The sequence below is a fragment of the Vibrio sp. ES.051 genome, from assembly GCF_002563795.1.
Classification (GTDB): Bacteria; Pseudomonadota; Gammaproteobacteria; order Enterobacterales; family Vibrionaceae; genus Vibrio.
In genome coordinates this window covers 1,332,085-1,354,225 of the sequence record NZ_PDJL01000004.1, presented here as the reverse complement: position 1 = coordinate 1,354,225, position 22,141 = coordinate 1,332,085, and the positions used below count along the sequence as shown (strand labels likewise).

Annotated in this window: 18 protein-coding genes; 13 read left to right on the top strand and 5 right to left on the bottom strand. The window is 44.9% G+C overall.

Annotation, left to right across the window (positions count from 1 at the left end; all coding sequences use genetic code 11):
• Positions 1 to 2: 2 nt before the first annotated feature.
• Positions 3 to 1,415 carry a TolC family protein gene (locus ATG66_RS12650; RefSeq protein ID WP_098415631.1) on the bottom strand — a complete coding sequence of 471 codons (1,413 nt, stop codon included), beginning with the start codon at positions 1,413 to 1,415 and terminating at the stop codon, positions 3 to 5.
• Positions 1,416 to 1,550: 135 nt separating this feature from the next.
• The gene (locus ATG66_RS12645; protein WP_098415630.1) at positions 1,551 to 1,784 is read right to left on the bottom strand and encodes a hypothetical protein; all 234 of its coding nucleotides are present in this window, start codon (positions 1,782 to 1,784) and stop codon (positions 1,551 to 1,553) included.
• A 1,078-nt stretch (positions 1,785 to 2,862) separates the two neighbouring features.
• On the opposite strand from ATG66_RS12645, the gene zwf reads away from it, so the two are divergent.
• The 3 genes from zwf to gnd are packed head-to-tail and all read left to right on the top strand — an operon-like array spanning position 2,863 to position 6,565.
• Positions 2,863 to 4,365 (top strand): glucose-6-phosphate dehydrogenase, encoded by a 1,503-nt coding sequence (gene zwf / locus ATG66_RS12640; RefSeq protein WP_179885686.1) that lies wholly within the window; start codon positions 2,863 to 2,865, stop codon positions 4,363 to 4,365.
• The gene (gene pgl / locus ATG66_RS12635) at positions 4,362 to 5,078 is read left to right on the top strand and encodes a 6-phosphogluconolactonase (protein ID WP_098415628.1); all 717 of its coding nucleotides are present in this window, start codon (positions 4,362 to 4,364) and stop codon (positions 5,076 to 5,078) included. Before zwf ends, pgl begins: the two co-directional genes overlap by 4 nt.
• A gap of 38 nt (positions 5,079 to 5,116) precedes the next feature.
• A complete protein-coding gene (gnd, locus tag ATG66_RS12630) occupies positions 5,117 to 6,565 on the top strand; it encodes a decarboxylating NADP(+)-dependent phosphogluconate dehydrogenase (protein ID WP_048659456.1) in 1,449 nt (482 codons plus the stop codon).
• Positions 6,566 to 6,624: 59 nt separating this feature from the next.
• Here gnd and ATG66_RS12625 read toward each other — a convergent pair whose 3' ends face one another.
• Positions 6,625 to 6,840, bottom strand: coding sequence for a hypothetical protein (locus ATG66_RS12625; RefSeq protein ID WP_098415627.1), 216 nt, complete (start codon positions 6,838 to 6,840; stop codon positions 6,625 to 6,627).
• 590 nt (positions 6,841 to 7,430) lie between these two features.
• Between ATG66_RS12625 and ATG66_RS20835 the strand changes: the two genes are divergently transcribed.
• Together ATG66_RS20835 and ATG66_RS12615 are read left to right on the top strand one after the other, a co-directional pair.
• Positions 7,431 to 7,568 carry a hypothetical protein gene (locus ATG66_RS20835; protein WP_179885655.1) on the top strand — a complete coding sequence of 46 codons (138 nt, stop codon included), beginning with the start codon at positions 7,431 to 7,433 and terminating at the stop codon, positions 7,566 to 7,568.
• Between the two features lie 283 nt (positions 7,569 to 7,851).
• Complete coding sequence (locus tag ATG66_RS12615) at positions 7,852 to 8,823, top strand: TAXI family TRAP transporter solute-binding subunit (RefSeq protein WP_098415626.1); 972 nt, start codon at positions 7,852 to 7,854, stop codon at positions 8,821 to 8,823.
• Positions 8,824 to 8,913: 90 nt separating this feature from the next.
• On the opposite strand, the gene ATG66_RS12610 is transcribed toward ATG66_RS12615, so the two are convergent.
• On the bottom strand, positions 8,914 to 9,684 hold the full coding sequence (locus ATG66_RS12610; protein WP_098415625.1) for a sulfite exporter TauE/SafE family protein: 771 nt from the start codon (positions 9,682 to 9,684) through the stop codon (positions 8,914 to 8,916).
• Positions 9,685 to 10,039: 355 nt separating this feature from the next.
• On the opposite strand from ATG66_RS12610, the gene ATG66_RS12605 reads away from it, so the two are divergent.
• The 8 genes from ATG66_RS12605 (at position 10,040) to ATG66_RS12570 (ending at position 21,116) form a co-directional block, all read left to right on the top strand.
• Positions 10,040 to 10,753: a GntR family transcriptional regulator gene (locus tag ATG66_RS12605; RefSeq protein WP_098415624.1), complete on the top strand. Its 714-nt coding sequence runs from the start codon at positions 10,040 to 10,042 to the stop codon at positions 10,751 to 10,753.
• 12 nt (positions 10,754 to 10,765) lie between these two features.
• Positions 10,766 to 11,662 (top strand): methylisocitrate lyase, encoded by an 897-nt coding sequence (prpB, locus tag ATG66_RS12600; protein ID WP_098415623.1) that lies wholly within the window; start codon positions 10,766 to 10,768, stop codon positions 11,660 to 11,662.
• A gap of 139 nt (positions 11,663 to 11,801) precedes the next feature.
• Positions 11,802 to 12,944, top strand: a complete 1,143-nt coding sequence (gene prpC / locus ATG66_RS12595) for a bifunctional 2-methylcitrate synthase/citrate synthase (protein WP_098415622.1) — start codon at positions 11,802 to 11,804, stop codon at positions 12,942 to 12,944.
• A gap of 160 nt (positions 12,945 to 13,104) precedes the next feature.
• Positions 13,105 to 15,708 carry a Fe/S-dependent 2-methylisocitrate dehydratase AcnD gene (gene acnD, locus ATG66_RS12590; protein WP_098415621.1) on the top strand — a complete coding sequence of 868 codons (2,604 nt, stop codon included), beginning with the start codon at positions 13,105 to 13,107 and terminating at the stop codon, positions 15,706 to 15,708.
• 9 nt (positions 15,709 to 15,717) lie between these two features.
• On the top strand, positions 15,718 to 16,905 hold the full coding sequence (prpF, locus tag ATG66_RS12585) for a 2-methylaconitate cis-trans isomerase PrpF (RefSeq protein WP_098415620.1): 1,188 nt from the start codon (positions 15,718 to 15,720) through the stop codon (positions 16,903 to 16,905).
• Positions 16,906 to 16,942: 37 nt separating this feature from the next.
• Positions 16,943 to 18,820, top strand: coding sequence for a propionyl-CoA synthetase (locus tag ATG66_RS12580; RefSeq protein WP_179885654.1), 1,878 nt, complete (start codon positions 16,943 to 16,945; stop codon positions 18,818 to 18,820).
• Positions 18,821 to 19,030: 210 nt separating this feature from the next.
• Positions 19,031 to 19,540 (top strand): GNAT family N-acetyltransferase, encoded by a 510-nt coding sequence (locus tag ATG66_RS12575; RefSeq protein ID WP_098415916.1) that lies wholly within the window; start codon positions 19,031 to 19,033, stop codon positions 19,538 to 19,540.
• Positions 19,541 to 19,679: 139 nt separating this feature from the next.
• A complete protein-coding gene (locus tag ATG66_RS12570) occupies positions 19,680 to 21,116 on the top strand; it encodes a bifunctional NUDIX hydrolase/phosphatase PAP2 family protein (RefSeq protein ID WP_098415618.1) in 1,437 nt (478 codons plus the stop codon).
• 109 nt (positions 21,117 to 21,225) lie between these two features.
• Here ATG66_RS12570 and ATG66_RS12565 read toward each other — a convergent pair whose 3' ends face one another.
• Complete coding sequence (locus ATG66_RS12565; RefSeq protein WP_098415617.1) at positions 21,226 to 22,035, bottom strand: Cof-type HAD-IIB family hydrolase; 810 nt, start codon at positions 22,033 to 22,035, stop codon at positions 21,226 to 21,228.
• Positions 22,036 to 22,141 lie beyond the last annotated feature (106 nt).

The window sequence follows — 22,141 nt, the reverse complement described above, 5'->3', positions numbered from 1 at the left end:
ATTTATTTCACCTCTTTGGATATTGAAGCAGGGATATAAGCGGTATGTTGGTATTGTTCGAAGTTGTTCATTTCACTGCTAAGAGCCAACAGTTTTGTTAAAGAAATCAAATAGCGGAAACGCGCTGCTGAGCGTTGTGTCTCAATATTGGCGACATAAAGTTGTGCATCAACGACATCTAGAGACGAAGAAAGTCCTTGAGTAAACGCTTTTTCTCGTAGACGTAGGTTTTCGTTTGCCAGCGTAATACTTGATTCGAGCCCTTGAACTTCGTCGATGGCTTGTTGTGCTTGGAGATACGTTTTTTGCACTAATAACGACAAGTCTTGTTTTGCCTGAGATTTTAATGAATCAACTTGTGAGGCCACACTTTGCGCGGCTTTTACTTTTTCACTTCGACCTGTTGACTCAATCAACGGAATACTTACGCCGACACCAACTAACCAGTCTGGCTTCATTTGGCTTGCCAACGAGTCATCTTCATACAAGTTGTAATCGCCGTACAAATAAACCTCAGGATAATATTTTCCTTTTTCTGCTTTGATTAAGCTTGATGCTTGTTTGTGTTTGGCATCAAGAAGTTCAAGTCCAGGGTAGGTGAGCAAGGTTTGATCAATAAAAGCAGTGAGAGGTGGGAGATTCTCATTTATGAATAGCGACTCTATGGGTTCGATGGCATCGTCTTGAGCCAGAAGTTTACCCAACGCGGCTTGAGCAATGCTTAAGTCGTTTGCTGCTTTACGGGTTTCAACGGAGGCTTTATCTAGTGAGGCTTCTGCTTGTAGACGCTCTACATGCGCTATCTGTCCTTGCTCTTCGAGTTTAATTGCAAAATTTCGGTGTTTCTTTAATCCTGCCTCAACCGCTTTTCGTGTTGTTAACACTTCTTTTGCGAGTACAACCGAGAAGTAATATTTAGATAAATCTTCGAAACGCGCTTGTTGTTCCATCAAAAGCTGGCTTTGCGCTTCATCCGTCTTTCCTTCTGCTGCTGACTGTGCCGCAGAGATACGGCCACCAGTAAAAATCGGCCAAATTGCCCGAATAGAAGAAGAGAAAATATCGCGTTCAGTAATGGTCGAAGTCGTATTCGCGATCGCCCCAGTAATAAGCGGCGGTAGTGGTAAATGGATTGGAACTTCGGCGCTATCCAGTATTTGCTTCCCTGACAGCGTGATGTCGGTATCTAAACGCGTGTAATTTGCACCAAGGGTCACTTGAGGCCAGTTAAGGTGGTTTGTCGCCCTCTGTTGGTATTGATAATTATCAACGTTTGAGCGTTGAGCCTTGAGAGAGTAGTTGTTTTCTAATAACAACTGCCATGCAGTATCAAAGGTGATAGGTGCCGCATGACAGGCAAAAGAAATGGAGCTGCTGAGTAAACCCAGAATCCAAAACTTTTCCGTTTTTTTCATAGTGGCTGCTTTGTTGTAGAGTAATAACTCTAATATAAAGGATTCGGCTCACACTGTTAAGTGGAGAGGGGAAGAATTAGGTGGAAAACCATGCGGCCAGCTCATGAGTATAGCAGGCCGCGTAGGAGTCAAAAATCATTTAATATATGGGTATGGACAGTGAAATTCTGCCCGCCATTCAAGTTGGCGAGAACCACGCATTGTATTCAATAAATCTTTACCACTCATTTGAGGGAACGATAGCAATACTTTGAGTTCAGAAGTATTGCCTCCGTTATTTTCATAAGCTCTGACGTGGGTAAAAGTTGAATATATATTCTCTGACAGCATGGCCTTATTCAGGCAAATTCCAAATGTATCGCGTTCCATGTTCGGTATTCCTTTTAACTATAAATGTATCTATACCTATAGTTTTTTATTCAGTTTTAGATGGTATCTAAGTCCTTGTCATATAATCAGTATTTGTATTGTATTTTATTTTTATTCAAATGACTGACATCAAATATTGAGCGTTTAACAGACTTCCAGCTTAACTGTTTTCCATGTTGAAACTCTTACAGGCTTCTTTGACTAAAAAGTATACGTGGTAAAGTCTAAAAATGCCTCAAAAACCCCTGAAATGACCGTGACGATGATCACGCTTTAAGGGGGCAATTATGTATGGGATTTTAGGTTGGTAGCGAATGCTGAATTCAGTCAATAATTGTCGTTTTATGTTTCATCACGGCCATAAACTAACCGTTAAACTTGCTGTTGTTTGCATCACATCAACGGCTCAAGGAGCAATGAGTTATTCGCTTCGAGGAAGCAGAAATGTTCGATATGTAGGCCAGCATTAATGTGAGTTTTGAGCGGTGATGCAGTGAATAAAAGTGGTCATGAGCACACATAAAGAAGCTGTTTTCAGGATGGTTCCGCATTGATAGTATCGTCATTATGCTTAATTGAGTATGATTATCATATAGGCGAATTAAAAATAGGTTTTGAGTCGGTCACGTCAACTTTGTAAGGGGTTGCAAAACTGGATAAACATTGCTCAAATTAGCGTTTTTGTTTAAATTTTAGCTAACTTTAATTAGGCTTTTTTATTTATTAAATACAATCGGTTATGATGTTATGTGTAACTTATTTAAACGTTTGCACTGGCAAGTGTTGATGTAAATCAAATAGTCGTAGACAATACTGCACCGTGTCGGACTCTCCTCCACTGAGTACAGTTTGTACTCTTGAGACATAAGTGACCCAAATGACCTCAATACGTCGTGACGTCGTGTTTTCGCAAAGACTCAAGAAGCGCCACTTTTGAGGTTCTGTGGGCCTATAGACTTTACCTATCAACGTAATAGGTAAGGCCAATTTTCTATTTTGAGGTGCCATTGATAGGGTTGGCTTATCCTTTAGCCGTATCCAGGCGCACAATAAGTACCTAGTTTTAAAGGGAAAGATGATGGTAATACCAGAAAAAAGTAGCATCGTTATTTTTGGTGCTTCGGGTGACCTTACATACCGAAAGTTAATTCCTGCTTTATACCACCTCTACGCGAATAAGCAGCTACCAGAAAACTTTGTGATTCTGGGAGTAAGTCGCACAGAGTACAGTGACGAGTCTTATCGCGAGAAGTTGAAAAAATCACTTCAGGAAATGGAAAAAACTGAGCCAGAAACGCTTGATGCATTCATTAGCCATCTGCATTACCAAGCTATTAACACTTCTGACACGCAAGATTACAGCAAGCTATCTTCTCGTTTAGACCAACTAGCCGACGAATACCAGTTTGAGCAACGTAATACACTTTTCTATTTAGCGACACCTCCTAGTCTATACAGTGTGGTTCCTGCAAGTCTTGCCGCTCATGGCCTAAATAACGAAGAGGACGGCTGGAAGCGTCTGATCATTGAAAAGCCATTCGGTTATGATCTTGAATCTGCCCGTACTTTAGATAAAGAAATCCATGAACATTTCCAAGAACATCAGCTTTACCGCATTGATCACTATCTAGGCAAAGAAACCGTTCAAAACCTATTGGTTTTCCGTTTTTCAAACGCAATGTTTGAACCGTTATGGAACCGTAACTTTATTGATTACGTGGAAATCACAGGTGCGGAGTTCTTGGGCGTTGAAGAGCGCGGTGGTTATTACGATAATTCTGGCGCGGTTCGAGATATGTTCCAAAACCACCTGCTACAAGTCTTGGCGATGGTTGGTATGGAGCCACCGGCACAAATCAATGCAGATTCAATGCGAGATGAAGTGGTGAAGGTACTTCAGTGTCTAAAACCATTGGACGAAGACGCCCTGCGTAACGACTTAGTGTTAGGTCAATACACGGCTTCAGAAGTCAGAGGACAAAGCTTACGTGGTTACCGAGAGGAGCCAGGCGTAGCGGACGATTCTCGTACTGAGACTTACATTGGTTTGAAAGCGTACATTAATAACTGGCGTTGGAATGGCGTACCTTTTTATGTTCGTACAGGTAAGCGTCTTCCGACTCGTGTGACTGAAGTGGTGATTCACTTTAAACAAACACCGCACCCAGTGTTTGGTCAAAATGCCCCAGAGAATAAGTTAATCATCCGGATTCAGCCAGATGAAGGTATCCAGATGAGCTTTGGTTTGAAAGAGCCAGGGGCGGGTTTTAAAGCGAAGGAAGTCAAAATGAACTTCCATTACGCTGACCTTCAAGAAACGCAAATGCTAACGGCATATGAGCGTCTTCTTCTTGATGCCCTAAAAGGGGATGCTACGCTATTTGCACGTAGTGATGCGGTGGAAGCATGTTGGCAGTACGTACAGCCAATTCTTGATTTCAAACAAGACCCGCAATCACTCTTCGGATACGCATGCGGAACATGGGGCCCTAAAGAGTCAGATAATTTGCTAGAGCGTGACGATCGCGCTTGGCGTTTCCCATGTAAAAACTTAACAGATACGGACTACTGTGAACTATGAACAACCATAAGATTTATCAAACTGCGGAGCGAGTAATAGAAAGCTTAGCGAACGACATGAAAGCGTTTAGCGAAATGGGGAGACCGATTCATATTTCGCTTTCAGGTGGTAGTACGCCGAAAATGTTATTCAAACTCTTAGCCTCTGAGGCTTATGCAACTTCAGTTCAGTGGCAAAATCTACACTTTTGGTGGGGAGACGAGCGTTGTGTCGCCCCTGATAATCCGGAAAGTAACTATGGCGAGGCAAACGCGTTATTATTTAGCCAAGTAAAGATTCCCGCTGAAAATATTCACCGTATCCGTGGTGAAAATGATCCAAAAGCAGAAGCAGAACGCTTTGCCAAAGAGATGTTAGACGTAATCCCAACAGAAAATGGTACGCCAGTATTCGACTGGATCTTATTGGGTGTCGGAGCAGATGGCCACACTGCGTCTCTATTTCCTGGCTACACCAATTACGATGATGAAAATCTTGCCATTGTGGCATCTCATCCCGAATCAGGCCAATTGCGTGTCTCTAAGACCGTTCGCGTTATAGAAGCCGCGAAACGTGTGAGTTACTTGGTACTTGGTGCGGGTAAAGCCGACATCGTTGAAGAGATCAGCAATTCTATTACTGACACGCTCTCATATCCGGCAGCGAAGATCCACTCGAGAGAGGGATTAACAGAATGGTATTTAGATTTGGACGCAGCAGCGAAAATTGCGTAACTTGCTGCTCGTCAATGAAAGACAATTGGAGAGAAACAATGAAAGGTGATATCGGTGTAATTGGCCTAGCAGTTATGGGACAAAACCTTATCCTAAACATGAATGATCACGGCTTCAAAGTTGTGGCGCACAACCGTACTGCTGCAAAAGTAGACGAGTTCCTAGAAGGTCCAGCGAAAGGCACCAATATCGTCGGTGCTTACTCTCTAGAAGAACTAGTAGAGAAGCTAGAAACACCACGTAAAGTGATGCTTATGGTTCGTGCTGGTGACGTTGTAGACACGTTCATCGAAAACCTAATCCCGCTTCTAGACGAAGGCGACATCATCATTGATGGTGGTAACACGAACTACCCAGACACTAACCGTCGTGTAGCGCATTGTCGTGAGAAAGGCATCCACTTCATTGGTACTGGTGTATCTGGTGGTGAAGAAGGTGCGCGTTTCGGTCCTTCAATCATGCCAGGCGGCGCGGCTGAAGCGTGGGAAGCGGTGAAGCCTATCTTCCAAGGTATCTCTGCAAAAACAGACGCTGGCGAGCCTTGTTGTGACTGGGTTGGTAACGACGGTGCGGGCCACTTTGTTAAGATGGTACACAACGGCATCGAATACGGCGACATGCAGCTTATCACTGAAGCATACCAGTTCATGAAAGATGGCTTAGGTATGTCTGCTGACGAGATGCAAGCAGTATTCGCTGACTGGAACAAGACTGAGCTAGACAGCTACCTCGTTGAAATCACTGCTGACATCCTTGGCTACAAAGATGAAGACGGTGAAGCGCTAGTTGAGAAGATCCTAGACACTGCAGGCCAAAAAGGCACGGGCAAGTGGACTGGTATCAACGCACTAGACCTAGGTATCCCACTAACGCTTATCTCTGAGTCTGTATTCTCTCGTTGCCTGTCTGCTCTTAAAGACCAACGTGTTGAAGCGGAAGCTTTGTTTGAGAAGACCATCACTCCAGTTGAAGGTGACAAGCAAGAATGGGTTGATGCACTACGTCAAGCTCTACTGGCTTCTAAGATCATCTCTTACGCTCAAGGTTTCATGCTAATGCGTGAAGCGTCGAACGAAAACGGCTGGGACCTAAACTACGGTAACGTAGCACTAATGTGGCGTGGTGGTTGTATCATCCGTTCTGCATTCCTAGGCAACATCCGTGATGCGTACGAAGCAAACCCAGACATCGCGTTCCTAGGTTCTGACGAGTACTTCAAAAACATCCTACAAGGCAGCCTAGTAGCATGGCGTAAAGTAGCAGCGAAATCTCTAGAGTCTGGTATCCCAATGCCATGTACGATTTCTGCGCTATCTTTCCTAGACGGTTACACAACCGCTCGTCTACCAGCTAACCTGCTTCAAGCTCAACGTGACTACTTCGGTGCTCACACTTACGAGCGTACTGACCGTCCACGTGGTGAGTTCTTCCACACGAACTGGACTGGTACAGGTGGCGACACTGCGTCTACTACTTACGACGTATAATACGTTTAAGTGACTTAAGACAATCTAAAAGGGTGCTCGCGGCATCCTTTTTTTATCCATTATTTAGCGCCTAGGTGCTCTTTTTCAGTGATACGGCTTTTATGTTGGTAAAGCTTATCTTTGAGATAGAAGGTGACACTAACAACAATCGCCAGTACGGAAACGGTAAAGAGCGCATACATGTTTAGAACCCATGCGAACGTTGCGATCAAAAAAGCAATGAAGGAAAACATTCTGCTGAAAGTCATTACATGACCAAGTTTGTTGCTTTTCATATAGGCCTCCCAAATAGAGCGGGGATAGACAAGAGTGAGAACGCGTCAAATTGATTCATTTCACTTACATTTGATTGTCTGCTTTTCTTCGCGATTACACCCAAAAAAGTGGCTAAAGATTTCTCAAAAAAGGTTAAATATTGAACCGGTAGACAGATTGATATGCTGTTTTATATGTGCATGCATTTAATTGTGTATTTGGTCTAGTTTTTGGCGACTCGTTAAGCGTTTTTTGCCAAAAGAGAGAGTGAGCTAAGCGAGTTATTTTTCATGTCTGTTGTAATGCTTGCACGTTATTAGGTTGAATCTCATCCCTGAGTATTAAAAATTATTATCCTTTATAAACAAAAATTTAGTGAATAATCGATATTGAGCCATTTCTAATAATGAAACTAAGGTGCATCAACGATGAAAAAGAGTGCTTGGTAAGCCGTTAAGCTACTCCTATAATTAGCCCGCGCATGTAGGATGTGTCATCAATAAACATCCTCTATTGTTTGAAACCAGCGACAAGGAGCTAAGAAAACGTGTTTTCTGATGTTGCTTCCATTGACCAAGAAGGTGATTAATAGCAAATTGAGGTTCTAACGATGACTCTTAACAAGTACTTTGTTTTCATTCCAGAAGCATTGAATCAGGAAGTACATAAGGACAAACAAGTGATATCTGAGAAGGAAGCTCAACGGCAGGTATTGGTAAAACAGGCGCAACAAGAAGGCGGCTTGTAAACTAGGTTTCAAATCAAAGAGCACCTGATATTGGTGCTCTTTTTGTGTCAGATTCACGCCATTGGAGTCCGGTTAGGTACTAATATTTTTCATTTTCTAGAAACGATACTGCAATAGCTAACATTAAGTATGCGAGGTATTTTGTTGATGTGATTTTGAGCCGCCTGATAGATTGCAGAGTTAACGAAAGCATACTGAAGTCAATGTTGCGAAATCAAATGTTATCAAATTGTTAACTCTTGCTATACTTAAACGGTCACAAACACAGGTAAAAGGATGTTCAATGTTTAAGTTCAAACAAATTGCACTTGCTGCATCGTTGGCAGCGTTAACTACAGGCTTTGCTGCGTCAGCTGAAGAGACTTTTGTCACGATTGGTACCGGTGGGGTAACGGGCGTTTACTATCCAACAGGTGGGGCTATCTGTCGCTTGGTAAACAAATCTCGTGAAGAGCATGGTATCCGTTGCTCGGTCGAAAGTACGGGCGGTTCAATATACAACATCAACACTATCCGTGCAGGCGAACTGGATCTGGGTATCGCACAGTCTGACTGGCAATACCACGCTTACAATGGAAGCAGTAAGTTTGAGAGCAGTGGACCATTTAAAGAGCTACGTGCTGTTTTCTCCGTACACCCAGAACCGTTCACAGTCGTTGCTCGTAAAGATGCCAACATCAAAACGTTTGATGACTTAAAGGGTAAGCGAGTCAATATCGGTAACCCGGGCTCAGGTCAACGCGGTACTATGGAAGTATTAATGAAGCAGTATGGATGGAGCAATGATGACTTTAAGCTTGTTTCAGAGCTTAAAGCCGCAGAGCAATCAAAAGCACTGTGTGATAACAAAATCGATGCCATGGTTTATACGGTGGGTCATCCAAGTGGTGCCATTAAAGAAGCAACCACATCGTGTGATAGCAATATCGTTACGGTATCGGGACCTAATGTAGAAAAACTGGTCGCAGACAACAGCTTCTATCGCGTTGTCAGCGTACCGGGCGGCATGTACCGTGGTACGGATAACGATATACAGACATTTGGTGTCGGTGCTACGTTTGTTTCTTCTACTGCCGTTTCTGAAGATGTGGTTTATAACGTTGTAAAAGCGGTATTTGAAAATTTTGATGATTTTCGTCGTCTTCATCCTGCTTTCTCTATCTTGAAGAAAGAAGAAATGGTCAAGGATGGTTTATCAGCACCACTTCATCCAGGTGCACTAAAATACTATAAAGAAATCGGTTTGATTGAGTAATCATTCCTCTTTGTTTACTTAATATAAAACGCCATCTACGAGATGGCGTTTTATATGTTTATTTATCTAAATTAGGATGGGAGAGCGAGGTTAAGTGTACACATCAATGAAAAAGTAGATCGTGATGAGGATTGAAGAAACCGTGACAAACCCTTTTACATGAGTGGGGTTTAACTGACGAGAAACCCGCGCCGCGAGATACCCCCCCAGCAAAGTTCCTCCCATAACAATACTGCCTTTGCTCCAATCAATTGAACCGTTCGCAATAAAAATTAAGATGGCGATGAGCGATACACAAGTAGAAACAAGCAGCTTTAGCCCATTCATTAAGTTAATGTCTTGATGACCCGCCACCACTAAATAGCTCAGTACAACAACCCCTAAACTGGCATTGAAAAAACCGCCGTATGCGGATACTCCAACCAACAATAAGCCCAACGCTATCACGCCTAATACACCCGCGTGTTTGTGTTCTTTTGTGACGGCCTTGATCGTCATGGTTAACCGTGATCCGGTCAAAAAAAGCACAGTCGCAAACAAAAGCAGCCAAGGAATGGCCTCTAAAAATAGTGACTCAGGTGTATTGAGCAACAGGTAAGCACCAAACGCACCACCAATTAGGCTAAAAGATACCGTAAACAGTAACTCTTGCTTATTTTTAAGGATCTCTTCTCTAAACCCGATAGCACCGCTGATGTAACCAGCACATGCGGCATAGGTGTTCGTCGCATTTGCGATAATAGGCGGCACGCCAACGGCCATTAAGGCTGGAAAAGTAATAAAGCTTCCACCTCCGGCAATGGAATTGATGATCCCACCAACCACGCCCGCAGCGAACAAGAGGGCAAAGTCCATTTGCATACATGTTCCTTTGTGTGTTTTTTGTTCTAATGTTGTTAACGGTACTCAATTTGTTGGCGCAAAGATAGTAGCAAATGGTCAAATAATCCTCATTGCTTGGTTCTGTAGACGGAGGCGAGCTCTGTTTCTATTTAAAGTTACACTTTGTCTCAATGACTACATTGTCGACAATTTTTTATTTGTCTCTATTTTTACGTAGTAAATAAGCAATTAATCGTCACTTGAAGCACTTTTATCTACGACCTTAGTCTAAATTGTCGACAGTTTGCTTGATTGTCGACACTTCGATCGACTACTTTAAATGCAGGTTAAGAAATTGTAGACATTTTGATGTCGATTAAGTGAGTGTCTGATTATGAACGCTGAGTTGAAAGCTCGTTATAAAGTATTGGGTTCTGAGAAAGAGCACACCAAGTCAGAAACGCTGACAGAAACACTGATTGAAGTGATTGTGAATGGCGATGTGAAGCCTGGTCATAAAATATCGGAACCCGAACTGGCGAAGAAATATCAAGTCAGCCGTGGTCCTTTGCGCGAAGCATTGATGCGTTTGGAAGGATTAGGACTTATCGAGCGTATTCCTCATGTGGGCGCAAGAGTGACCACACTTTCCCCAGAAAAGTTGATAGAGCTTTACTCGGTTCGCGAAGCACTGGAAGGCATGGCTGCAAGACTCGCTGCTCGTCATATCACACAAGAAGAGTTGTTGAGTTTAGAGATGCTGTTGTCGACACATTCAGAGCACATTGACCAAGTGGAAGGGGCGTCTTACTTCCATCAGCACGGGGATTTTGACTTTCACTATCGCATCATTCAAGCGAGTAGAAACCGTAAGTTAATTTCCCTGTTGTGCGATGAACTTTACCACTTGCTACGCATGTACCGTTATCAGTCGCCACGTGCGCAATCTCGTCCGAATGAGGCACTCACCGAACACAAATTCATTCTGGAAGCCATCCGTAATCGCGATGAAGAGCTTGCAGAAATGCTGATGAGAAGACACATCTCAGGAAGTCGAAAGCTCATCCAATCACAAATTATACATACAGAAAGTTTAGACAAAGACTAGAAGGAATTCGTCATGAGCCTAACACCGGGCGCGAAGTTCAGACTCGCCATTGAACAAAACAATCCGCTGCAAATTGTCGGCACTATTAACCCGTACTGCGCCATGATGGCGAAGAACTTGGGGCATCAAGCGATTTACTTGTCTGGCGGCGGTATCGCAAACGCGTCATACGGATTGCCGGATCTCGGAATCACTACGCTAAATGATGTTCTGGTTGACGTTGACCGCATCACTAACGCGTGTGATTTGCCACTTTTGGTCGATATTGATACGGGTTTTGGCGGTGCTTTTAATATTGCTCGTACGGTCAAAGCAATGGAAAAGGCGGGCGCGGCAGCGGTTCATATGGAAGATCAAGTCGCACAGAAACGCTGTGGTCATCGTCCTAACAAAGCGATTGTGAGCCAGCAAGAGATGGTTGACCGTGTAAAAGCCGCGGTTGATGCGCGCAACGATGCAAGTTTCGTGATTATGGCGCGTACCGATGCGCTTGCGGTTGAAGGTATGGACAGTGCCATTGCACGTGCGATTGCGTGTGTTGAAGCCGGGGCGGACATGATCTTCCCTGAAGCGATGACCAAGCTGGACCAATATCTTGAGTTCTCTAACGCGCTTGAACAAGCAACTGGTAAGCATGTTCCTATTTTGGCGAACATTACGGAATTTGGCGCGACGCCATTATATGGCTGTGATGAGTTAGCGGAAGCAAAAGTGGACATGGTGCTTTATCCACTTAGTGCGTTTCGTGCTATGAACAGAGCCGCAGAAACGGTTTATAAACACCTTTTAGAAGTGGGTAATCAGGAAGCATTAGTTGACTCAATGCAAACACGTAAAGAGTTGTATCAACATCTGAACTACCATGACTACGAAGACAAACTTGACCAGTTATTCTCTGAAGGGAAATAGCGGCGAAGCAAAGAATAAACGGAAACCCAAGAAATTATTTGAAGAGATAATCGGAATATATCTAATCCAATAACGTGAAATTCGTCTGGCTAAAAACGCTCCAAAGAGAGCAAAGACAGACAGAAAAGGAGTTCAAACAATGTCTCAAGCTGCAGAAAAGAAAGCAGAATTAGGCGGTGCAGGCCTTCGTGGTCAAAGCGCGGGAAGCACCGCTTTATGTACTGTCGGTCAAACGGGAACTGGTCTTACTTATCGTGGTTACGATATTACAGATCTTGCAAACAACGCTCAATTTGAAGAAGTGGCGCATCTCCTGTTACGCGGTCACTTACCGAGTCAGCAAGAACTCGATGCTTATAAGACATACCTGCTAAGCCTACGTGGCCTTCCAGCCGAGCTTAAACAAGCGTTAGAACTGATTCCTGCAACTGCTCATCCAATGGATGTGATGCGTACAGGGTGCTCTGTGTTAGGGAACCTAGAGCAGGAGATGAGCTTCGATGAGCAACTGCATTCGACGGAACGTATGCTGGCGCTTTTTCCTGCCATCATTTGTTACTGGTATCGCTTCAGTCATGATGGTGTACGTATCGACACAGAAGATCAGACCGAAGATAGCATCGGTGGTTATTTCCTTAAACTGCTAACCGATAAAGCACCAACCGAGTTGCACAAACAGGTGATGCATTGTTCATTGATCCTCTACGCAGAGCATGAGTTTAACGCGTCAACGTTTTCAGCCCGCGTTTGTGCATCGACATTGTCAGATATCCACTCTTGTATTACCGCAGCGATAGGCACGCTCCGTGGTCCTTTGCATGGCGGCGCAAACGAAGCCGCGATGGAAATGATTGAAGATTGGCACACGCCAGACGAAGCAGAAGCCAACATCATGAAAATGCTCGCTAACAAAGACAAGATCATGGGCTTTGGTCACGCCATTTATCGCGAAAGCGACCCTCGCAATGCACTGATCAAACGTTGGTCAGAAGAGCTGTCGAAGCAAGTGGGTGATACGCACCTATACGCAGTGTCCGAGCGCGTGGAGTCGGTCATGAAGCGTGAAAAAGGCTTGTTCTGTAATGCCGACTTCTTCCATGCATCGGCTTATCACTTTATGGACATTCCGACCAAACTATTCACGCCCATTTTCGTCATGAGCCGTTTAACTGGCTGGGCGGCGCACGTGTATGAACAACGTGCCAATAACCGCATTATTCGTCCAAGTGCGGATTACACGGGCCCAGACCATCAGGATTGGGTGCCTATCGAGAATCGCTAGCGCGAAGGTCAATCAGAGTATGTATTTGCTTTGATTGACCGCCATCTCCTTCCTTTGTATTTCTCTCTTTGCAGAGGAAGGAGATCCCCTCATCACGACGTTTCTGGAGCAATGGAAGGTGGTGGTGAAGGAAGATATACAGACTGGATGGAAGCAAACTATGAACATCAATATCAATACCCAATATCGAAAGTCGCTTCCGGGAACTCAACTGGATTACTTTGATGCCCGCGAAGCCGTAAACAGTATAACTCCGGGAGCTTATGAAACGCTCCCTTACACCTCACGAGTGTTAGCAGAGCAACTGGTACGCCGCTGCGCGCCAAACCGATTAACAGACAGCCTTAAACAGCTCATTGAACGCAAACGCGATCTGGATTTTCCTTGGTATCCTGCACGTGTTGTTTGCCATGACATTCTTGGGCAAACAGCATTGGTTGATTTAGCTGGCCTGCGCGATGCAATTGCAGAGCAGGGCGGCGATCCTGCAAAAGTAAACCCCGTGGTCGAAACTCAGTTAATTGTCGACCACTCACTTGCGGTAGAACATGCGGGCTTTGAAGCTGACGCATTTGAGAAAAACCGTGCGATTGAAGATCGCAGAAATGAAGATCGCTTCCATTTTATCGAGTGGTGTAAAACAGCATTCGAAAACGTGAGCGTGATCCCTGCGGGTAACGGCATCATGCATCAAATCAACTTAGAAAAAATGTCGCCAGTGGTGCAAGCGAAGCAGGGCATTGCTTACCCAGATACCTGTGTTGGTACTGACAGTCACACCCCGCACGTCGATGCGCTGGGTGTTATCGCGGTTGGTGTCGGTGGTCTGGAAGCCGAAACTGTGATGCTAGGTCGTCCGTCGATGATGCGTCTGCCAGACATCGTGGGTGTAAAGCTGACCGGTAAACGCCAGCCAGGCATTACCGCAACAGATATTGTTCTCGCAATTACTGAGTTTTTACGTAACGAGCGGGTTGTCTCTGCTTACCTCGAATTCTTCGGTGAAGGGGCACGAGATCTGACTATCGGTGACCGTGCCACTATCTCGAACATGACACCAGAATACGGTGCGACAGCAGGCATGTTCTATATTGATGAGCAGACCATCAATTACCTCAAACTGACGGGTCGTGAGGACCAGCAAGTTGAACTGGTAGAGAAATACGCGAAACAGACCGGACTCTGGGCCGATGATCTTGATACTGCGGTTTACGAGCGCGTTCTTGAGTTCGATTTATCATCCGTCAGTCGTAATATGGCTGGCCCTTCAAACCCGCACCGCCGTTTGCCAACGTCAGAGCTGGCACTGCGTGGTATTTCTGGGTCATGGGAACAAAAAGAAGGTGAGTTGCCAGATGGCGCGGTTATCATCGCTGCGATCACCTCGTGTACCAACACCAGTAATCCAAGAAATGTGGTCGCAGCCGGACTTGTGGCGAAGAAAGCCAATGAGCTTGGCCTTGTGCGCAAGCCTTGGGTGAAGTCCTCTTTTGCGCCGGGCTCAAAGGTGGCACGTTTGTATCTTGAAGAAGCGGGCTTATTAGCAGAATTAGAAAAGCTCGGTTTTGGTATTGTTGGCTATGCATGCACAACGTGTAATGGCATGAGCGGCGCGCTGGATCCCAAAATCCAACAAGAGATTATTGACCGCGACTTGTACGCGACAGCGGTGCTTTCTGGTAACCGTAACTTTGATGGTCGAATTCATCCTTACGCGAAACAAGCTTTTTTAGCATCGCCACCGCTGGTCGTGGCGTATGCATTGGCAGGAACTATTCGTTTTGATATCGAGCAAGATTCACTGGGCACGGATAAACATGGTCAGCCTATTCACCTTAATGATTTGTGGCCAACTGACGAAGAAATCGATGCCGTTGTCGGTGAGCACGTTAAACCAGAACAGTTTAATCAGGTGTACATTCAGATGTTCAAACTGAATGACCAAGAGCAAAATCCCAACCCGCTTTACGATTGGCGTCCAATGAGTACCTATATTCGTCGTCCGCCTTATTGGCAAAAAGAGGGGGAAGGCGCGCTAGCGGGTGAACGATCTTTATCTGGTATGCGTCCTTTGGCGATTTTAGGCGACAACATAACGACTGACCACTTATCGCCATCAAACGCGATCATGGCGAGCAGTGCCGCAGGTGAATACCTAACCAAAATGGGCGTTCCGGAAGAAGACTTTAACTCTTATGCGACTCACCGAGGCGATCACTTAACCGCGCAACGTGCGACTTTTGCGAACCCGAAACTGTTTAACGAAATGGTGAAGGAGAACGGCGAAGTCGTGCAGGGCTCTCTAGCGAGAATTGAACCAGAAGGCAAAGTGGTTCGCATGTGGGAAGCGATAGAAACTTACATGAATCGCAAACAACCACTCATTGTTGTGGCTGGCGCGGATTACGGTCAAGGTTCATCCCGTGACTGGGCGGCAAAAGGAGTTCGATTAGCCGGCGTAGAGGTGATTGTAGCGGAAGGTTTTGAGCGTATTCACCGTACTAACTTGGTCGGTATGGGCGTATTGCCACTGCAGTTTAAGCCGGGGATCAATCGTAATACGTTAGAGCTGGATGGTACTGAACTTTACGACGTGGTTGGTGAGATTAAACCCGGCGCCGATTTGGCTTTGGTCATCACACGCAGCAACGGAGAAAAAGTTGACGTTCCTGTCACGTGCCGCTTAGATACGGGTGATGAACTGTATGTTTATAGTGCGGGTGGTGTATTACAGCGTTTTGCTCAAGACTTCTTAGCGCAATAGGAGCGGGAGATGAATAACGTAAGCCAAAGCCAAATCAAGGTATCCGCTACTTATATGCGTGGCGGTACGAGTAAAGGTGTTTTTTTTAGTCTTGAAGATTTACCGCAACAAGCGCAAGTGGCTGGTGAAGCACGTGACAAATTATTATTACGTGTTATCGGTAGCCCAGATCCGTATGCAAAGCAAATCGATGGCATGGGCGGCGCAACTTCTAGCACGAGTAAAGCGGTGATTGTTTCGCGCAGCAACCGAGAAGAACATGATGTTGACTACTTATTTGGACAAGTTTCAATTGATAAGCCATTCGTTGACTGGAGTGGTAATTGCGGCAATTTGTCTGCGGCAGTGGGTCCTTTCGCCATTCATGCTGGTTTGATTCCACAAGATCGTATTCCTGAAAACGGAATGGTCACTGTGCGGGTTTGGCAGGTGAATATCAACAAAACCATATTGATTCACGTGCCGATTGTGAATGGTTTTGTGCAAGAAACCGGAGAGTTTGAACTCGATGGTGTTACGTTTCCTGCGGCAGAGATCCAAGTGGATTTTGTCGATCCTTCTGATGGTGAAGGTAGCATGTTCCCAACCGGAAACTTGGTCGATGACTTAGTGGTTCCTGATGTGGGTACGTTCAATGCGACTTTCATTAATGCGGGGATTCCGACCATTTTTATTGACGCTGAGTCGATTGGTTATCAAGGCACTGAACTGCAAGATGACATCAATAATGATCAGGCTGCATTGACGATGTTTGAATCCATCCGTGCACATGGTGCGTTAAAAATGGGGCTAATCTCTGACCTGAAAGAAGCGCAAACCCGCCAGCACACACCTAAGATTGCTTTTGTATCAACGCCGAAAAACTACGTTGCTTCGAGCGGAAAAGCAGTCAATGAATCCGATGTTGATGTACTGGTTCGTGCGTTGTCGATGGGCAAACTTCATCATGCCATGATGGGAACAGCGGCGGTTGCGATCGCGTCAGCGGCTTGTGTTCCGGGAACGTTGGTGAACCTTGCCTCTGGTGGCGGTGAAAAAGAGTCGGTCACTTTCGGTCACCCGTCAGGAACGCTGAAAGTCGGTGCAAAAGCGAAGCAAACTGAGCAAGGTTGGGTGGTACAGAAAGCCATTATGAGCCGAAGTGCGAGAATACTGATGGAGGGCTTTGTGCGTGTTCCCTCCAATGTCTTTGAATAGAAAGAGTGTGATGTCAGGACATTCTGGAGGAAGCAATATGTCTCTATACGAAAAAGAATATCTATGGGCGCAAAACGAACCGGAGAGTTTTTGGCGTGCTCAAGCGGAGAGCATTGACTGGTTTGAATCGCCTAAGACCATTTTGAAAGCCGATGACAATGGGATTGAACGTTGGTTTCCTGATGGTGTGATGAATACCTGCTGGTTAGCACTGGATTACCATTGCGAGCAAGGTCGAGGTGGCAATATAGCCCTTATTTATGATTCGCCAGTCACGGGCAGCAAAAAGGCTTACACCTACCGAGAATTACGTGATCAAGTCGCCAAAATCGCAGGTATGCTAGCCAATCAAGGCGTAGAAAAAGGCGACCGAGTGGTCATCTACATGCCGATGATCCCAGAAGCCGCGATGGCGATGCTCGCTTGCGCTCGGTTAGGGGCGATTCACTCGGTCGTATTTGGTGGTTTTGCGCCAAATGAACTGGCTGTGCGCATTGAAGATGCAGAACCAAAAGTCATCATGACCGCTTCTTGCGGGATTGAGATCAATAAGGTTATCCCATACAAACCAATGGTGGATAAAGCCATTATGGACAGCCGCTGGAAACCTGAAAAAGTTTTTGTCCTGCAACGTCCAGAATGCGAAGCTAATCTGAGTCAAGAAAGAGACTTAGACTGGCAACAAGAATACGGTCAAGCTCTGCCACATGCATGCGTACCAGTGTTAGCAACAGATCCACTTTATATTCTCTATACTTCGGGCACCACAGGCAAGCCGAAAGGGGTAGTGCGTGATAATGGTGGCCATGCAGTAGCCATGAAGTATTCAATGAGTGTTATCTATAATATTGCACAAGACGGCGTATTTTGGGCGGCATCCGATGTCGGTTGGGTAGTCGGACATTCTTATATTGTTTATGCCCCACTTATTCACGGTTGTACAACGATTTTGTTTGAAGGCAAGCCGGTCCGAACTCCCGATCCGGGCGCATTCTGGCGCGTATGTGATGAATACAAAGTAGATGTCTTGTTTTCTGCACCGACGGCGTTCCGCGCGATTAAAAAAGAAGACCCTGAAGGTGAGTGTTTAAAACAGTATGACTTGTCGCATTTAAAAACTATCTTTATGGCCGGTGAGCGGTTGGATCCTCCGACGCTCGAATGGGTACAAAGCAAAACTGGCAAGCCGGTTATTGACCACTGGTGGCAAACAGAAACAGGTTGGGCTATTTCCGGTAACCCAACGGGTATTGAAATGATGCCCGTTAAAGCGGGTTCTTCAACCAAACCGATCCCGGGTTATCAGGTAGAGATACTGAATGAACTTGGCGAGCCTGTCGGACCAAACCGACAAGGTTTTGTTGCGCTAAAACGTCCGCTGCCACCAAGTTGTCTGCCAACGGTGTGGCGTAACCATGACCGATTTGAGACAGGGTATCTCAGCCAATTCCCTGGTTACTATGTCTCAGGTGATGGTGGTTATCTCGATGAAGATGGCTACCTGTTTATTATGGGACGTATTGACGATGTGATTAATGTCGCGGGACATCGTTTGTCGACAGGCGAAATGGAAGAAATTGTGGGAGGGCATCCGGCGATTGCAGAATGCGCTGTTGTTGGTATTCACGATGAACTTAAAGGACAGCTCCCACTTGGCTTTGTTGTGTTGAAAGATGGAGTCAAAGTCGATGAACTAGACCTAGAAGGTGAATTAGTCGGTAAAGTACGTAACGAGATTGGAGCGGTAGCTTGTTTCAAACATGCGTTAGTGGTCGATCGTTTACCGAAAACGCGCTCCGGTAAAATTTTGCGTAGAACGATTCGTCAAATCGCTGATGGTGAAAAATACACTGTGCCATCGACGATTGATGACCCAAGCAGTTTAAATGAGATAGAAAGAGTATTGCGACGTTAAGCATGGTTGGGTAACTCGCCTCAAACTTCTAGCCAAAACTCTGCCCCTCTAACTCTGTGATTTGGTTCTGCCTCTGTAAGCTCATTAAGTGCAGAGGCTTTTTTGGTTTTAGCAGAACAAATTTTTGTGAACGTGGTTTTGCAGCTTGCCAACCCGAGGTTTTGCTCACACACTATCGTCATTCAATCATTGGTAAACCTAAACCTGAGTATGTCTGCGTTCGTAATTAAATCTGCGTGCTTTAACGACCTTGAACCCCTTAACGATCTTATGTTCGATTTGCATGATGAGCATCATATGCAATCACCTGAGCTTTTCAAAACCGCTGAGGACATTGAGCAAGAGAAAAGCATTGCTCGTTATCTCGATAATCCCGAGTGTCTGGTTTATGTGGCGAAATGGAAAGACGAGGTCATTGGTTTTATCTCAGGCCACTTTTGTGAGTTAACATCTACAGTCAGTAAACCAGTCATGATGGGAAGTGTGGATGAGCTCTATGTATCACCAGAGTTTCGTAATCAAGGGGCCGCGCAAGCACTTATTGAAAAAATTGAGTCGACTTTTATCGATTACGGTGCGAAACAGATGTTTGTAGAGGTGTGGCATTTTAATCAAGGGGCGTTATCGCTTTATGCAAAGCATGGGTTTGGGCATCACATTCATTGCCTAAGAAAGCCATTAACGGCGAATAAAAAGCGGCATACAGAATTGCCTTATTGACCTTTTCCAATGATTAATCAAATTAGAACTTTTAGGTCTATCTCTTTTGCATCACTCGTTACTTGATTTTTGTCGAAAAAGATTGGTTTAGCTGTCATTATTCATTGGTCATGATTCTCTTTATTTAAGGCCATACCCTGTGTTGAGACAGTTATTTTCCCTCGCCCTTTTCTGTATTCTGTTACCTGTATCTTCAATTGCGGCAACGCAGTCACCCGCTGAAGGTGTAAAAGGCGCGCTATGTGTGGTGCGAACTGTTGATAAGCTTGTGTTGGTCCATGAGGTATTGACCAATAAAATCTCTTTGCCTGGTGGGACGGTTCTCGAAGGAGAGTCCCCGAAAGTTGCTGTTCAACGAGAAACGTGGGAAGAAACCGGACTGGTGGTTACCGTTGGTAAAACGTTAGGTCAAACAGAGACGGCCATATATTACGATTGTGTCTCGGATTCAGAGATCATTGCATTTTCAATGAATAACTCCTTGGGAGGGAATGAATTACCTATTTGGTTTGCACCTCACTACGGCGTTGAGGTTGCGTCCGCCATGCTGCTTAACCCAGCAGAGCTTTCTGCATCGTTATATCGTTATCCTGCCCAATGGCCCAAAGCTATTCAATTTTTTGAGCAAGCCACAACGCAGCCTGTTTCTTACGTGACTCAGCTGATTGAGTCCGCACCATCATTCCGTCAAATAGAGCTGGTATGGCTGGGTGGGTTACAAAGTTGGGTAGGGGCTCTCTCAGAAGAGAGTTATGAGATAGCGAGTCAAGTTGCTAACTTCGTTGTGGCGCTGACAAAACCGGTCATATTACTGGTTTTGTTTCCTTTCATCATGATGCGCTTTGACAGTCGATTTGTATACCGACTCTTTTTCGCTATTAGCGCAACATCCCTTATGGTACTCGTCGCGCAGCAGGGCTTTTCACTTCCTCGGCCACATGTGTATATGCCAATGGCGAAGCTTGCACATAGTTTTGGATTTAGTTTTCCAAGTTTACCTATTGCGGTGTGGTTTTGTATTTTTACCTTTTTGCTCCAAAGAACTCATAAGCTTGGTTTTAACAGTACAGCGGCGGTTGTGTCAGTTGCCACTCTTACGGTTATCTTATGCAAGTTTTTCCTTGGTTCGGCGTTCATTTTAGATATGTTGTTTGGCGCGCTATTAGGAAGCCTAGTGGCTTGGCACGTTTTACGTTTGGAAACAAACCAAGAGGTGAATGTTGATCAACTGCTGAGTTCTAAAGGGGTATGGTTCACAATGACGGCGATGACTGCGGTCATTTCTTTTATCTGGCCATTGCCTGTATTTGGTCGTTGGCTCGCTATTTTGTTCACAGCCTCTGCGCTGGTAATGACGTTTAAAGAATCAAAAGTACAGTTAGATTCTCGTCAGATGATCTTTATCACACTATTGTTGCTTTTAGCTGAGCAACTATATATGTATTTCACTGCGGCAATATCATATAGCGGCTTATGGTCGTTGGTATTATCGACGTTCCATTATCCATTGCTGATGCTGTTGTTTGTTCTGTTGGCGAGAAAGCTCACACATGAGAAACAGCAATCTATGTATTAGGAACATGATGATTTTCGTGTACTTCAAATAAAGAAAGCCTTGCTTACTTGCAAGGCTTTGTATCAATCGTAACAAGATTGTGAGGAGCGATTTCTAGATACTGAGCAAATCATACATTTAGAATGAACTTTTCAATCGCTTTGGCCACACCGTGGTCATCATTACTTGCTGTAATATAGTCAGCGATTTTCTTAGTCTCATCCATTGCGTTTTCCATCGCGATTCCTAATCCAGCAAATTGCAGCATGTGGTGGTCGTTTTCTGCATCCCCCATACAAATAACTTCTTCAGCTTTAATGCCCAAATGCTCTGCAATTGCTGAGACACCAATGCCTTTGTTGCTGAGCGGATTGAGAAACTCTAAAAAGAAGGCTGCACTTTGCACTACGGTAAATTCTTCACGGAGCTCTTGTGGTAACGCGGCAATCACTTCTTTTAACTTACTTGGCTCTGCGACCATCATTGCTTTGATGATAGGGTGATCATCTTCGAGAAATTCGAAGTTCATTTCAGTCACAGTCAGGCCGTTGATCTTCGCCTCAATGTCGGTGTATGGGTTGCTTTCATTGGTGATTAGTCCATGAACTTGGCTAAATGCATGCACATATGCACCTAGTTCTTTGGCTTTTCGCGCAATCAATTTTGCTGCTTTACCATCAATAATTTGCTGGTGGATGATGGCATTCGTACCTACGTTTTTCACCATGGATCCATTGTAGTAAAGAACAAAATCTTTATCGGAGCGAATATCCAATTCATCCAATTTATCTTGCATTCCTTCTAATGGGCGGCCTGAAGCCAGCACAACAGTAACTCCAGCTTGGCGAGCCTTAGCGATCGCTTGTTTGTTTTCTTCAGAAATTGCTTTGTCACTATTTAAGAGAGTGCCATCCATATCTAATGCGATCAATTTGTACATCATTTCTTACCTTAAACCTTAGGGAACTTTAGCAGAACTTAGTGTGGCCGAAATATGACCAACAAACTTAAGTAGACGGTGACTATGAAACTACAAAATGACCTAT

Excerpts from the sequence above, each read along its gene's own strand:
- ATG66_RS12610 (WP_098415625.1), bottom strand. The coding sequence starts at position 9,684 with ATGCAAATGGACTTTGCCCTCTTGTTCGCTGCGGGCGTGGTTGGTGGG.
- acnD (WP_098415621.1), top strand. The coding sequence starts at position 13,105 with ATGAACATCAATATCAATACCCAATATCGAAAGTCGCTTCCGGGAACT.
- ATG66_RS12615 (WP_098415626.1), top strand. The coding sequence starts at position 7,852 with ATGTTTAAGTTCAAACAAATTGCACTTGCTGCATCGTTGGCAGCGTTA.
- ATG66_RS12565 (WP_098415617.1), bottom strand. The coding sequence starts at position 22,035 with ATGTACAAATTGATCGCATTAGATATGGATGGCACTCTCTTAAATAGT.
- prpC (WP_098415622.1), top strand. The coding sequence starts at position 11,802 with ATGTCTCAAGCTGCAGAAAAGAAAGCAGAATTAGGCGGTGCAGGCCTT.
- gnd (WP_048659456.1), top strand. The coding sequence starts at position 5,117 with ATGAAAGGTGATATCGGTGTAATTGGCCTAGCAGTTATGGGACAAAAC.
- ATG66_RS12580 (WP_179885654.1), top strand. The coding sequence starts at position 16,943 with ATGTCTCTATACGAAAAAGAATATCTATGGGCGCAAAACGAACCGGAG.
- prpF (WP_098415620.1), top strand. The coding sequence starts at position 15,718 with ATGAATAACGTAAGCCAAAGCCAAATCAAGGTATCCGCTACTTATATG.
- ATG66_RS12625 (WP_098415627.1), bottom strand. The coding sequence starts at position 6,840 with ATGAAAAGCAACAAACTTGGTCATGTAATGACTTTCAGCAGAATGTTT.
- ATG66_RS12575 (WP_098415916.1), top strand. The coding sequence starts at position 19,031 with ATGTCTGCGTTCGTAATTAAATCTGCGTGCTTTAACGACCTTGAACCC.
- ATG66_RS20835 (WP_179885655.1), top strand. The coding sequence starts at position 7,431 with ATGACTCTTAACAAGTACTTTGTTTTCATTCCAGAAGCATTGAATCAG.
- pgl (WP_098415628.1), top strand. The coding sequence starts at position 4,362 with ATGAACAACCATAAGATTTATCAAACTGCGGAGCGAGTAATAGAAAGC.
- prpB (WP_098415623.1), top strand. The coding sequence starts at position 10,766 with ATGAGCCTAACACCGGGCGCGAAGTTCAGACTCGCCATTGAACAAAAC.
- ATG66_RS12605 (WP_098415624.1), top strand. The coding sequence starts at position 10,040 with ATGAACGCTGAGTTGAAAGCTCGTTATAAAGTATTGGGTTCTGAGAAA.
- ATG66_RS12645 (WP_098415630.1), bottom strand. The coding sequence starts at position 1,784 with ATGGAACGCGATACATTTGGAATTTGCCTGAATAAGGCCATGCTGTCA.
- ATG66_RS12650 (WP_098415631.1), bottom strand. The coding sequence starts at position 1,415 with ATGAAAAAAACGGAAAAGTTTTGGATTCTGGGTTTACTCAGCAGCTCC.
- zwf (WP_179885686.1), top strand. The coding sequence starts at position 2,863 with ATGGTAATACCAGAAAAAAGTAGCATCGTTATTTTTGGTGCTTCGGGT.